At 25.4% G+C, this 14,655-nt stretch carries 13 protein-coding genes; 11 read left to right on the forward strand and 2 right to left on the reverse strand.

Annotated elements, in window-relative coordinates; genetic code table 4:
• Positions 1–62: 62 nt before the first annotated feature.
• Together rpoB and rpoC are read left to right on the forward strand one after the other, a co-directional pair.
• On the forward strand, positions 63–3,773 hold the full coding sequence (rpoB, locus tag AAHM95_RS06170; RefSeq protein WP_342274410.1) for a DNA-directed RNA polymerase subunit beta: 3,711 nt from the start codon (positions 63–65) through the stop codon (positions 3,771–3,773).
• 24 nt (positions 3,774–3,797) lie between these two features.
• Positions 3,798–7,550 carry a DNA-directed RNA polymerase subunit beta' gene (gene rpoC, locus AAHM95_RS06175; protein WP_342274557.1) on the forward strand — a complete coding sequence of 1,251 codons (3,753 nt, stop codon included), beginning with the start codon at positions 3,798–3,800 and terminating at the stop codon, positions 7,548–7,550.
• A 92-nt stretch (positions 7,551–7,642) separates the two neighbouring features.
• Here the strand turns inward: rpoC and AAHM95_RS06180 are convergent, their stop codons facing one another.
• A complete protein-coding gene (locus AAHM95_RS06180; protein WP_342274411.1) occupies positions 7,643–8,914 on the reverse strand; it encodes a TIR domain-containing protein in 1,272 nt (423 codons plus the stop codon).
• Positions 8,915–9,569: 655 nt separating this feature from the next.
• Positions 9,570–9,869 (reverse strand): hypothetical protein, encoded by a 300-nt coding sequence (locus tag AAHM95_RS06185; protein WP_342274412.1) that lies wholly within the window; start codon positions 9,867–9,869, stop codon positions 9,570–9,572.
• 1,287 nt (positions 9,870–11,156) lie between these two features.
• On the opposite strand from AAHM95_RS06185, the gene AAHM95_RS06190 reads away from it, so the two are divergent.
• From AAHM95_RS06190 to AAHM95_RS06230, 9 genes are all read left to right on the forward strand, one after another.
• Entirely contained in the window at positions 11,157–11,675 is a 519-nt protein-coding gene (locus AAHM95_RS06190; RefSeq protein WP_342274413.1) for a hypothetical protein, read from the forward strand.
• Positions 11,676–11,807: 132 nt separating this feature from the next.
• Positions 11,808–12,925, forward strand: a protein-coding gene (locus tag AAHM95_RS06195; protein WP_342274414.1) for an IS3 family transposase whose coding sequence is annotated in 2 segments (ribosomal slippage) — positions 11,808–12,078 and positions 12,078–12,925 — 1,119 coding nt in all. Because the reading frame shifts where the segments join, the coding sequence is not laid out codon by codon here.
• A 73-nt stretch (positions 12,926–12,998) separates the two neighbouring features.
• A complete protein-coding gene (locus AAHM95_RS06200; protein WP_342274415.1) occupies positions 12,999–13,328 on the forward strand; it encodes a hypothetical protein in 330 nt (109 codons plus the stop codon).
• Between the two features lie 2 nt (positions 13,329–13,330).
• The gene (locus AAHM95_RS06205; RefSeq protein ID WP_342274416.1) at positions 13,331–13,624 is read left to right on the forward strand and encodes a hypothetical protein; all 294 of its coding nucleotides are present in this window, start codon (positions 13,331–13,333) and stop codon (positions 13,622–13,624) included.
• A 3-nt stretch (positions 13,625–13,627) separates the two neighbouring features.
• Positions 13,628–13,786, forward strand: coding sequence for a hypothetical protein (locus AAHM95_RS06210; RefSeq protein WP_338975867.1), 159 nt, complete (start codon positions 13,628–13,630; stop codon positions 13,784–13,786).
• Positions 13,787–13,788: 2 nt separating this feature from the next.
• Positions 13,789–14,031 carry a hypothetical protein gene (locus AAHM95_RS06215; RefSeq protein WP_338975868.1) on the forward strand — a complete coding sequence of 81 codons (243 nt, stop codon included), beginning with the start codon at positions 13,789–13,791 and terminating at the stop codon, positions 14,029–14,031.
• 101 nt (positions 14,032–14,132) lie between these two features.
• Positions 14,133–14,273, forward strand: coding sequence for a hypothetical protein (locus tag AAHM95_RS06220; RefSeq protein ID WP_281749441.1), 141 nt, complete (start codon positions 14,133–14,135; stop codon positions 14,271–14,273).
• Positions 14,273–14,518, forward strand: a complete 246-nt coding sequence (locus AAHM95_RS06225; protein ID WP_342274417.1) for a hypothetical protein — start codon at positions 14,273–14,275, stop codon at positions 14,516–14,518. The genes AAHM95_RS06220 and AAHM95_RS06225 overlap by 1 nt, the downstream gene beginning before the upstream one ends.
• 2 nt (positions 14,519–14,520) lie before the next feature.
• On the forward strand, positions 14,521–14,649 hold the full coding sequence (locus tag AAHM95_RS06230) for a hypothetical protein (RefSeq protein WP_342274418.1): 129 nt from the start codon (positions 14,521–14,523) through the stop codon (positions 14,647–14,649).
• Positions 14,650–14,655 lie beyond the last annotated feature (6 nt).

Below are 14,655 nucleotides of genomic sequence, written 5' to 3' on the forward strand. Positions count from 1 at the left end.
TACTAATTAACTGAAATCAAATTATTTGATTTTAATAAATTTTTAAAATTGGAGATGAACCAATGTCATATACTACAAAACAATTTGGTCATTATGCTAAAAGACGTGACTATACTAAAGTATCAGGAAATTTAGATCTTCCTGATTTAATTTCAATTCAACGTGATACTTATAAATGATTTATTGATACAGGAATACAAGAAGTATTTAATGAAATATTTCCGGTAACTGATAATGATAATCGTATTATTTTATCATTGATTGATTGAGAATTTCGTAAACCAAGAAGAACATTAAAAGAAGCAAAAGATGAGTCAAAAACTTATGAAGCACCAATCTATACAAAATTATCTCTATCAATTCATGAAAATAATCGTCATTTAACTATTGCTGCTAAAGATAATATTTTAGATTATTTAATGCGTTGAATTAAAGACCAATTTGGTATTAAAAACATTAATGAACCAAAAGTTAGCGATAATATATATTATTTTGAAGAAAAAAATGTTCATGCTAATAGTGAATTTTCAACTATTGAAGTTACTATTAAAAGTAGAGAAGAAGATGTTTTAATTGTTGATTATACATTAACTCGTGAAGGAGATGTATTTTTAGGTGATTTTCCATTAATGACACAAAAAGGAACATTTATTATTAATGGAAGTGAAAAGGTTGTTGTTTCACAATTAGTTCGTTCACCAGGTGCATATTTTAAAATTGAAATTGATCCAAAAACCGGATTATATAAATTTTTAGGTGATTTAATTCCATCACGTGGAACTTGACTAGAATTTGAAACTGATTCTAAACGTAATAAATTAGTTCGTAATAAAAATGCAATTAAAGATATTATTCAAGTTAAAATTGAAAAATCACGTAAAATTGCAGTAACCACTTTACTTACTGCCTTAGGATTAACTAAAGATGATGTTATTAATATCATTGGTAAAGATGATGTTTTATTAAATACTTATGAATATGATGAACATCAAAATTGACCAGCAGCAGTACAAGAAATTTATAAAAAAATTAAAGCCGGAGAAACTGCCAGTGTTGATGGTGCTGCAAAATTTTTAACTGGATTATTATTTGATTCAAAAAAATATGATTTAACAAAAGCAGGAAGATATAAGCTAATTCAAAAATTAGCTATTACAGATCGTGTTTTAAATTACACTCTAGCTGAAGATATTAAAGATATTAGAGGTAATGTTGTTTTATCCAAAAAAACAGTAATTCGTAAATCACAATTAGAAATTCTAAAAACAGTATTAGAAGAAGGAGCATGTTTAGTACCTTTAAAAACATCAATCAGTGATAGTGAACCAAAACATTATGTGCAGTTAATTAAAGTTTATAATGATAAAGAAAGATTAAATGAAGTTATTAATGTTGTTGGAATTAATCCTAAATGTAAAGAAGTAATTATTACTATTGCTGATATTTTAGCAACTCTTTCTTATATTTTAAATTTTGTTCATGGTATTGGTAATGCTGATGATATTGATCACTTAGCAAATCGTCGTATTCGTACAATTGGTGAATTACTACAAAACCAATTTCGTATTGGAATGGGACGTATTGAAAAAAACGTTAAAGAAAAAATGTCAACTACTGATAGTGATAAAATGAAACCAGCAAATATTACAAATAATAAACCATTAACAGCTGTTATTGGTGAGTTTTTTAACTTATCACAATTATCACAATTTATGGATCAAACTAATCCATTAGCAGAATTGGCTAATAAAAGACGTTTAACTGCTTTAGGACCTGGTGGATTATCACGTGATCGTGCTAGTTTAGAAGTTCGTGATGTTCACTATTCTCACTATGGAAGAATTTGTCCGATTGAAACTCCTGAAGGACCTAATATTGGTTTAATCAATAATTTAGCCACTTATGCTCGTATTAATGAATACGGTTTTATTGAAACACCTTACCGTCAAGTAATTGCAGGTAAAATTACTAATGAAATTAAATATTTAACTGCTGGTGAAGAAAAGAATTATATCATTGCACAAGCTAATATTGAATTAGATACTAATAATGTTATTAAAAATAATAATGTTATTGCTCGTAGTAATGGTCAAAATATTATTGTTGGACCAAACGAAGTTGAATATATTGATGTTTCACCAAAACAAATTGTGTCAATAGCTACAAGTTGTATTCCCTTTTTAGAAAATGATGATGCTAACCGTGCTTTAATGGGAGCTAATATGCAACGTCAAGCAATTCCATTATTAAAACCCCAAACACCAATTGTTGGTACGGGTGTTGAGTATGCTGTTGCTCGTGACTCAGGATTAGCTATTGTTGCTAATTTACCGGGAGTTGTACAATATGTTGATTCTCATGAAATTATTATTAAATCAGAAAATGAAATAACAACTTATGAGTTAAGTCGTTTTGAACGTAGTAATCAAGGAACAGCAGTAACTCATGTGCCATTAGTAAAAGTTGGTGATAAAGTTGAAGTTAATCAAATTTTAGCAGATGGACCTTCGATGAAAGATGGCGAACTTGCATTAGGACAAAATGTAATTATTGCTTTCATGACTTGACATGGTTATAACTATGAAGATGCTATTATTATTAGTGAACGTTTAGTAAAAGATGATGTTTATACTTCAATGCATATTGAAGAATATAATTTAGAATGTCGAAAAACAAAACAAGGTAAAGAAGAAATTACACGTGAAATCCCTAATACTTCTGAACAATCAAGACGTTATCTTGATGATGAAGGAATTGTTTTAATTGGAACTGAAGTTAAAGAAGGAGATATTCTTGTTGGTAAGGTTACACCAAAAGGTCAAACACAATCAACTGCTGAAGAAAAATTATTAGCAGCTATTTTTGGTGAAAAATCACGTAATGTTAAAGATAATTCATTACGAGTACCTAATGGTGGTGCTGGAATTGTTCAAGGTATTAAACGTTATAAACGTGAAGATGGTTTTGACTTACCTTCAGAAGTAGAAGAAGTAGTTAAAGTATTTATTGTCCAAAAACGTAAAATCCGAGAAGGAGATAAAATGGCTGGAAGACACGGAAATAAAGGTGTTATTTCTAAAGTCTTACCAATTGAAGATATGCCTTTCCTAGAAGATGGAACACCGGTTGATATTATGTTAAATCCATTAGGAGTACCATCGCGGATGAATATTGGACAAATTCTTGAATTACACTTAGGAATGGCTGCTAAAACTTTAGGAATTAAAGTAGCAACCCCTGTTTTTGATGGTGCAAAAAATCAAGACTTGTTAGATATTATGAAAGAAGCAAAATATAATGATTTTGATAAATTAACATTATATGATGGTTTAACTGGTGAAAAGTTTGCCAAGAAAATTTCTGTTGGTGTTATGTATATGCTAAAACTATCACATATGGTAGATGATAAATTACATGCTCGTAATGTGGGTCCATATTCATTAATTACTCAACAACCATTAGGTGGTAAGGCACAAAATGGTGGACAAAGATTTGGAGAAATGGAAGTTTGAGCATTAGAAGCTTATGGTGCTGCTCATACTTTACAAGAAATCCTAACTATTAAATCTGATGATATTAAAGGTAGAATTAAAACTTATGAAGCGATTCTACGTAATAAACAGATTCCAACGCCAGGTATCCCTGAATCATTTAATGTTTTAACAAAAGAACTACAAGGTTTAGGAATAAATATTGTGTTAATTGACGAAAAAGGTCAAGAACAAAAAGTGGTAACTTACGATGAAGAAGTCGAAAGTTATCTTGAGGATTAGAAAAGGAGTAATAAATATATGCAAATGCAAAAAAATTCAAAACATTATACTGCCCTTAAAATTTCTCTTGCTTCTCCCGATCAAATTCGCTCATGATCACATGGAGAAATTACAAAGCCAGAAACAATTAATTATAAGTCATTAAAACCTGAAAAAGATGGATTATTTGATGCACGAATATTTGGACCAACTAAAAATTATGAATGTACTTGTGGTAAATATAAGAAAATAAAAAATAAAGGTAAAGTTTGTGAACGTTGTTTAGTAGAAATTACTGAAGCAATTGTTCGACGTGAACGTTTAGGACACATTGAGTTAGAAGAGCCAGTAACTCATATTTGAATGTTAAAGGCTTCTCCTTCAAGAATTGCGTTAGCATTAGATATGAAAGCTAAAGACTTAGAAGAAGTAGCATATTTTGTTTCTTATATTGTTTTAGACCCAGGGACCGCTAAAGGTTTAAAACAAAAAATGATTATGGATTTAGGTAATGCTAAATCTTCAACTGATACTCGTAATCGTTTACGTAAAGTATTTGCACAAATTTTAGAACAATTAGAACCTTCTTCTTTTGCTTATACTCGTGCTCAAATGTTAACTGATACTTTAGCAGATACTTCACGTCCATTTTCAATGGATGAATGTGCTCAATTTATTACTAAACATACTGGAACAAAATTTGGAATTGGTGCTTCAGCTATTGAGTATTTATTAAAAAATATTAATTTAGAAAAAGAATTTCTTGCCATTAAAAAACAATTGACAAACAAGAAATCACAAACTGATCGTAAAAAACTAGAACGTCGTTTAGATGTTATTGATTCATTTGCTAAATCAGGAAATAAACCAGAATGAATGGTATTACACGCTATTCCGGTGATTCCACCTGATATTCGTCCAATTATTCAGTTAGATGGTGGTCGTTTTACAACATCAGAAATTAATGATTTATATCGAAGAATTATTATTCGTAATGAACGCTTAAAAAAAGTAAAACAAATGGGAGCACCAATCTTAATTATTAATAATGAAAAAAGAATGTTGCAAGAATCAGTTGATGCTTTATTTGATAATGAACGTAAAGCACGTCCAGTAACAGGAAGAGATAAACGTCCATTAAAATCTTTAACTTCAACATTAAAAGGAAAACAAGGACGTTTCCGTCAAAACTTATTAGGTAAGCGTGTTGATTATTCAGGTCGAAGTGTTATTGCTGTTGGTCCGGAATTAAAAATGTATCAATGTGGTATTCCTCGTGATATGGCAATTATTTTGTTCAAACCTTTTGTTGTGCAAAGATTAGTTCATCAAGAATTAGCTTTAAATATTAAAATTGCTGAAAAATTAATTGAAATCCAAGATGAACGAATTTGAGATGTTTTAGAAGAAGTAATTAAAGATCGTCCTGTTTTATTAAACCGTGCCCCAACTTTACACCGTTTAGGAATTCAAGCATTTGAACCAATTCTAGTTAAAGGGAAAGCTATTCGTTTACATCCACTAGTAACTCCTGCTTTTAATGCTGACTTTGATGGTGACCAAATGGCTGTTCACGTGCCAATTACCCAAGAAGCAGTAGCTGAAGCAAGAAGTTTAATGTTAGGTTCAAAAAATATTTTAAGTCCTAAAGATGGTAAACCAATTGTTACGCCAACTCAAGATATGGTTCTTGGTAATTATTATTTAACTATTGAAAAATTAGATGAATTAGGTCAAGGTTCAATTTTTAAAGATGTTAATGAAGCAATTAAAGCTTATGATACAAAACAAGTTTCATTACATGCTATTATTGGAATTCGTGTTGCTAGTTTAGGTGCAAGTAAATTTGCTGCTACCGATCAAAACAAATTTTTAATTACTACTATTGGTAAGATTATTTTTAATCAAATGTTTTCAGAAAGAATGCCATTTATTAATCGCCCAAATATTATTAATTTAACTGAAACCCATAATGAAGATTTAGTTACAACTGATGTTGATTTTCGTGAATTTATTAAAAAAAGAGTTATTGTTGAACCATTTAAGAAAAAAGCTTTAGCAGATATTATTCATAAATATTTTAAAACTTTTGGAACTCAATTAACTGCACAAATGTTAGATAAAATGAAAAATCTTGGTTTTAAATTTTCAACAATTTCAGGAACAACAATTTCTGCAGGCGATGTTGTATCTTATTCAGGTAAAACAAGATTATTTAAAGAAGCAGATGAATATGTTAAAACAATTAACAAGTTTTATAAACAAGGTATGTTAACTAATCGTGAGCGTCATTACCATATTATTAATAAATGAAGTGCTATTAAAAATAATATTCAAGTTGAACTAGAAACAGTTTTAAGAAAAGATATTGAAAATCCAATCTTTATGATGTGAGATTCAGGTGCTAGAACTAATATTAGTAACTTTACTCAATTAGTAGGGATGCGTGGTTTAATGAATAATCCAAAAGGAGAAGTTATTGAATTACCAATTAAATCTTCATTCCGTGAAGGATTAAATGTTTCAGAGTTCTTTATTTCTACCCATGGTGCTCGTAAAGGAATGGCAGATATGGCGCTTAAAACTTCTGACTCAGGTTATTTAACAAGAAGACTAGTTGACGTTTCACAAGATATTATTGTTACTGAAGAAGATTGTAATACCGGTAATGGCTTTATAATTAGTGACGTTGTTGACCAAAAACGTAATAATATTATTGTGCCCTTACGTGACCGTTTATTTGGACGTTTTGTTCAAGGTGATGTTGTTGATAGTAACAATAATGTAATTGTTGCAAATAATGAATTAATTACTGAAAAATTAGTAGAAACAATATTAGAGGCAAAAATTACAAAAATAAATATTCGTTCAGTTTTAACTTGTGAAGCAAGTTATGGTGTTTGTCAAAAATGTTATGGTATTAATTTAACAACAGGTTCTATTGTTGCTATTGGTGAAGCAGTTGGAATTATTGCAGCGCAATCAATTGGTGAACCAGGAACTCAACTAACGATGAGAACTTTCCATACTGGAGGAGTTGCTGGTGGTAGTGATATTACCCAAGGATTACCAAGAATTAAAGAATTATTAGATATTACTAATCCCAAAGGTGCTGTTGCTATTATTAGTGAGTTTGATGGTAAAGTAACAGATATTCGTGAAGAGCAAGGAATTTATACAATTACTGTAAAGTCAAAACTTGACTATAAAGAATATAAAACTCAATATAATGCGCAGGTAAGAATTAAAATTGGTGATAATGTTAAGATTGGCCAAAAACTAACTGAAGGTGCAATTAATATTACACAATTACTAGAAGTAGCAGGAATCATTGAAGTTCAACAATATATTTTAAAAGAAGTACAACGTGTTTATCGTTTACAAGGAATTGAAATTTCTGATAAGTATATTGAAATTATTGTAAAACAAATGTTGAATCGTATTTTTGTAGTTGAAGGTAATGATTCACCATTATTGCCTGGAGCGATTGTTGATATCAAAGAATTTAAGAATGTTAATGCCAAAATTATTGTTGCTGGTAAAAAACCCGCTTTTGGTCATCCAATTATTTTAGGGATTAAAAAAGCACCATTAGAATCAGAATCATTCTTGGCTGCTGCTTCTTTCCAAGATACAACAAGAGTATTAACTAATGCTGTTATTAAGTCAAAACAAGATAATTTACGTGGTTTAAAGGAAAATGTTATTTTAGGAAACTTGATACCGGCCGGTACTGGTTTAATGCCAACTGAGAAGTTAATAGGTATGGGTAATTCTTCACTTGAAGAAGAATACTAAATTAAAATAAAAATAAAAAGTGAAAATTTTATTCTCACTTTTTAAATATTTATATTTTATTTTCTAATGTTTAATTTTACTAGTTGTATGTTTTAAAGATAGGATAAATATATTTCTGGACATTCTTGTGTATAATTAGTTTTACCAGAATTTATAAATTTTTTTGTTTTTTTAGTAAACTCTTGCATTGTTTTTTCTTCTTTTTCTTTTGCTTCACATTCTTCTGAATTACCTTTTTTATGGAGATGTATTCTTTTAAAATTTTCATCTTTCATTATACTTATTTTTTGTAGTTCACTACTAATTCCACTATCTTTACTATTATGTTTTAAAGATAATTTTCTTAAAAGATTACTTTTATTATCATCTTTAGTAAAGTTGGTTGTAGTTTCTTGTAGTAATTGATTATTAATTTCACTATCTTGAATTGAAGTTAATATTACATTATCTATTTTTTCCTCTAATTTAAAAGGTTCTACAATATTACTATCATCATCTTCGTTAAAACCACTATCTTGACTTGAAGTTAATTTTTCATTATTTATTTTTTCCTCTGATTTAGAAGGTACTACACTATCATTATCATCATTTTCTTTGTTAACACCATTATCTTTATTTGAAGATAATATTGCATTATCTATTTTTTCCTCTGATTCAGAAAGTATTTCAATATCACTATCTTCTTCTTTAAAACCATTATCTTTATTTGAAGATAATATTGCATTATCTATTTCTTTTTTTTCATTAAAAACAGTATCTTTAGTATTATCTTTTAAAACAGTTGGTTTTAAAAAACTAGGGCTGATAACATTTTGATAAAACATTTCTTCTTTTTTATGATTAGATTGAACTTTATCAAGTAAATTTTTAAGAATTATTATATCTGAAAAGATTTCATCATAAGTAGCAATAATTGCATGTTTATTTATTACGGTTTCATATATTCTTTGACCAGCATTTTCTTGGGTGATTAAAGAAGAATAATCACAAGTGTTATTAAAATTACAATTTATTTTTGCTTTTTTAATAAAATCAGCAGTTAAAAGTATTATAAAACTATTTATCTTCTTTCTTCTATTTAAACTTCCATATTTATTTAATGAAGCTTCAATTTCTCAGTCAATATGTTGTCTACATTTTGTATGTATTCCTAGAATAAGAATAGTAATAGTTGTATCTTTTAAATGATTTTGTCTAATAGTTTTAGCGATTTCATTATTTGATCATGTGGTATCAATATCCCCTATTTCTACAGACATGTCTTTTATATTTAAATAATTAGCATACTTTTTAATTAACTCTGCTAATTGGTCTTTTTCTTCTTGTTCTCTTAGATGATGATATGAAATAAAAATTTTTCTCACTGTTTAACTCCTTTTTTAACATTATTAAAAATTATGTTTTATAATTTTTTTGATTATAAAACATAAGTCTTAATAGGTAATTTTAAAGATATTGTTTTAAAAATTTAAATTTGTTTTTTTGTTTATAATTTAATAAAAATTTTATTAGTAAAAACATTAAAAGTAATATGAAAAAATAAGTAAAGCAATACTTGAAATATAAGCTATTCAATTAAATATTTTAGTTGTAGTCAATCTGCTTTTCCTTAGTTTTATCCATAAAATGTTAAACATAATACGACAAAAAAATATATAACTTTTATATTTATAATTTGGGGTATTAGTTTAAAAAAAATAAAAAAATTTAGTATTATAATTTTTTAATTAAATAGTTACTTGTTTTGTGTTAGTTATTAATTTTATTTTAGTTTCTTATTAATATTTATTGAAAATTATTATGATATTAATAATAATATTCCATTTTAATTATATACATATATAATTTAAAAAATCTATTAAAAAGCAACATAATATAAGAATTTTTTTAAAAAAATTATTTTTATAATGTTTCTTTTTTATGTATTTTATACTGATCTGTGTAGTTTAATAATTTTTTGATTTGTTCATTAGTTGCAGTTGAAAGTGAAAGTATTGAAATAAAATATAAGTATTTGTTTTATATTAAATCTTTTCTAACTTTATCAATTTGTTTTCAAAAATTTTCGATTTCTTCTTTGCTTAAATTTTCATCATTAATGATAAAATTACCATTAGTATCTATTTTTGTTAGTGATCTACTAGCAATTAAGATTGGTCTGATTTTTAAATTCATAATTTTTAAAATTACATCTGTTACTAAGTTATTTTTATCAGAAGTTAATAATATTTGTTTACTTTCATCAAAAGTATTAAAAATACTTTTGATTGCTTCAGAAACTCTTCCTTCGGATTTATTTACTAATATTGAACTTGTCAAAATTATAAAAAAATTTCAGGCAATTTTTGTTGGTTTTTTATTAACTCCACTTTCTGATTTTAGGAATTTTTTTTAAATAAATTTATATAAACATCTCTAATAAATATTTCTTTAAAATATTTTCTTAATTTTATTTTTAATTCTTTTTTCGTTTCTATGATTTGACTAAAATCATTTGAAGAAAGTATTCTTTTAACTTTGTTTTTTTGTTTATAATTTAATAAAAATTTTATTAGTAAAAACATTAAAAGTAATATAAAAGAAATAAGTAAGCTAGAACCAGAAATAACACCTATTCAACTAAATACTTGATTTTGACTCAATTTAATTTTCCTTTCAAATAACATGAAATATGATGTTGATATTTTATTTTAATTATACATAGACATAATAAAAATTAAATATTTATTAAGTGTATTTTACAAATTTTTGAATATGTATATAAAATAAATAATAAAATTAAAACTTAGATAAAAAAATATTTTGGGCGGTTGTCAAAGTTACGAAATAATTAATTATCATATTAGTAACTTATTTCCAAAAATGAATTATTTGCAAAATAATGAAAAATTAGACAAAATTACTCTCTTTAACCCTTAAATTTAAATTTATATTCGACGTATTTTAAAAAATATACATTTAAAAAATAAAAATTATTCTCAAAGTTATTAAGGAAAAGACAAGAAATAATCTTGTCTTTTTTTGTAATTGTAAAATTTTAAAATTTTTAATAAACCTCTTTAACGCTATTATCAACAAGTGTTAGGGAACTAAAAAAGTGAACTACAACACAGTTGTTAAAAATAGTAGCTAGCATGTGGACTTGCATGGATAAATAAAAAGTGGAGTGATACCTAATAAAATATACTAACCATTTAATGGTAATTCTTGGGGTGGGAGCGAATTGGAAACTAGTATATATAGACCTGTTGTAGGGACCTACTATATTAATTCTATTCTTTATTTAACCAACCTTGCCACTCACCAGTGAGCAAGTGTTGGTTTTATTTTTTATTTTTTTTGAAAAATTTTTTTGGGCGAGAAAATAAATTTCAAACTTGTAAAAAAAATTGAGGCATTCGGTTCAATTAAAATATTAATTTGTTAAACACAAATTAAATAAATATTGAATCGAATGCCTCAATGTTTTTTAAAATTTCACAATTTATTTTTGAGCCCAGAATTGCTGAAATGAATAAAACGAATAGTAGTATTATTAATAATCTAAAAATCAAAATATATGTTCTTTATGCTAGAAGCAACAGAACATATTAGGAAAGGATTATTATGCAAATAGAATTTAAAAAAGAACAAATTGTTAAAGATAAACCACAATCTATTCTTATTGATTATGTTGAATATAAATTATTACTTCCAAAATGAATGATTAAAAATAATTCTTTTATTGTTGATAACAGTTACACATATTGAGTTTTTAATTTAGAAAATATTAAAAGAGAATTAAGTGGTAATGAATTAATAAAATTATTAGAACCATATATTAAAGACCAAAAAATAACTGTTAATAAACCAACTGCTCCAAAAGAATATTATCTTAATGATATAAAACTTGAACCATTAAAATTTTATGAACAGCATAATAGTTGATTTATAGGTGAAATAACAGATAACAAAACTAAAATTACTAATCCTTGTTTTAAATATAACATTACGTGAGAAGAAAACAGAAAAGGTTTTAAAATAAATAATCCATATAAACATGATGATTTACCAATTAATTATCTAGTTACTTCTTATAAGGAAATTTCAACTCATAATGAAAAAATATTTTTGTTGAACATGTAAACAAAATAAATTAGATTATTTATTCTTTAATACTAATGATATAAAAACAAGAAAATTGGATGGGTTACACTTTATTGGACACTAATTACATAGACAAGTGAACAAATTAGTTAAAAGAAAGGAATTATAATTATGGTCACTATTAACTCATATTCAGATGAATTTAAAAAACAAATAGTAGCTTTATATCAAAGTGGCAAATCAGTATCTTGCCTTGTTAAAGAATACAATGTTACAAGAGCAGCTACTTACAATTGAATTAAGCAATTTACTAATTCAGGTAGTTTTAAAACTAAAGATAATCTTTCAGATTTAGAAAAACAATTAATTCAAGCAAATAAAGAATTAAAACAGTTACGAATGGAAATTGATATTTTAAAGCAAGCAGCACTAATAATAGGCAGAAAGTAGAGATTATTGCAAATAATAAATCTAAATATAAAATTCGCACAATGTGTCATTTTTTAAAACTCTCTAAATCAACATATTATTTTAATTTAAAGAAAAAAAATAAAATTCAAAATAATATTTATGAACAAGCTGTTATTAGTGCTTTTAAAGAAAATAAAGAAGTTTATGGTACTAGAAGATTAAAAGTCATACTAGCAAACCAAGAAATTTGTTTATCACGCAGAAAAATTAAAGAAATTATGAATAAGCATAATTTAATATCAAAATACACTAAATTATCATTCAAAAATTATCATAATAAAGTCAATGATAGTCAAATAACCAATCTTGTTAATAGAAACTTTAATAATAGAATTAAAAATGAAGTTATTGTTAGTGATTTAACTTATGTTCAAGTTAATGGTAAATGAAACTATATTTGCCTATTAATCGACCTATTTAACCGCGAAATTATTGGACATAGTGTTGGAGTTAAAAAAGATGCATCATTAGTATATCAAGCATTTATGCAATCAAATCACTGTTTAAAAGATATTGAAATATTTCATACTGATCGCGGTAATGAATTCAATAATAAAACTATTGATAAACTTTTATTAGCTTTCAACATAACTCGATCTTTAAGCAAAAAAGGATGTCCTTATGACAATGCTGTTGCTGAAGCAACTTTTAAAACTTTCAAAATTGAATTTATTAATGATAAAAATTTTACATCATTAATCCAATTAAAATTAGAATTATTTGATTACATCAATTGATATAACAACATAAGAATTCACAGTACTCTAAACTACCTAACTCCAATTAGTTATCAAAAACAAATGTCTACCAAAAAATAGTCCTAAAAAGGGTTGCCATTCCAATTTTTTTAATGAAACATTCAATACATTAACTGTTTTATGAACTAAAAATATGTATAAAGAAAAATTTCAATTAATTAAAGAAAAATTTATTGATAAAAAAATATTAGTTATTGTAGAAAATTTCTTTTTAAATTCAAAACAATTACTAACTAATCCATTATCAACGCCTAAAATCATTGGTGCATTAATGGTATTAGTTCAAGATGTTTTCAACTGAGATTATCTAGAAAACCAACCAAAAAATAAAAATAAAATAACAAATTATAAAGGAAATATAAAATTAACAAAACATGAACAAGATGCTTATAAGCATATTCAATATTATTTAAAAAATCATAAAAAAATATTAATTTTTGATAATTATTTAAGGAAATTATAAACATGAAAGATAAAGCAAATTATGTCAAATTAACAGTAAAACTAAGTAATACTATTGAAGCAAAATATTACGAAAAAGGTAATAAAGAATTATATTATAGTGTTAGAGGTCAATGAAATGGATTAAACTATGTTACTTTAATTTTTAACAACCCAAAATTTTATAGACGCTGTATTTTATTAAACAAAAACGATGAAATTATAGTAACTGGTCAAATTTTTAATACTTTAAATATTCCTAAAAATCATGCATTTTGTTCAATTAATGTTAAATGATTTAAAAAATGAAAAGAGTAAAAAATGATATTATGAAAAATTTTATTAATAGTACCAATATTAATAACAAGCATAACACTAATAATATTTTTAATATTTATTATTAAAGAATTAAAAAATGAATATAAAGTATTAAAAATATTAAGTGAAATTTCTAATCAAATTAAAACTAAGGAGAAATAATAATGAATAAAGAAGAGTTAGAACAATGAGTATTTAATGAAATAGGTAAAATTGAAAGTATTAAAGAAGATAAATTATTACATGAAAATTGTATTAATAAAGAAAAATTAGTATCTTTTTTATCTGAATTTTATAATAATTTTAATCAAGTTGAAGACAAATGATTTCAATCAAAAGCAGATACTTATGCAAATATATTAGAATATTTAGAAAGTAATGAATTTTATAATGATAATAAAAATTAAAAAGAATAATAAATGTGGTTATGGTAGAGTTTTTGCTCATAAATGTAATAACTTATGTAAACAAAAACAAAATAAAAGAGTTAGGAAAGAAAGGTTAAATTATGAATAAAGAAAAATTAATTAAATATTTAAAAACTTTATTTATGGAAACTGATAATTGAGAAAAACAAACAATTATTGCAACGAATTTAATAATACGTGAAGAACTGATTAAAAAAATAGAAAATGGAGAATTTGAATAATGATAATATTACCTACTTTGTTTGAAAATAAAGATGAAATTGAAATATTATCACCATTTCCAAAAGCAATTCATACAAGTAATTATATTAGAACAATTATTTTAAGACAATACCCAAATGTTAAATCAAAACACATAATTGTTTCTGACCCAGAAAGTAATGTTGCATTAATAGTTGGTGATAATGATGTTTATCAAGGTTGAATTAAAGTAACAGTTAAAAAATTAGAAATTAAAGGAGAATAAAAATGGAAACAAATAATTATACTTTAACTAAATTAATTAGAACTGGAATAAGTCCAATTTGTGCAATGATTGGTACAAGTGTAACCCATCCACAAAGATATTTGAGATATCATAAAAAAAGCAAATATTAGTCTTAG

This window comes from Spiroplasma endosymbiont of Phycita roborella, from assembly GCF_964031195.1.
Lineage (GTDB): Bacteria > Bacillota_I > Bacilli_A > Mycoplasmatales > VBWQ01 > Spiroplasma_E > Spiroplasma_E ixodetis_A.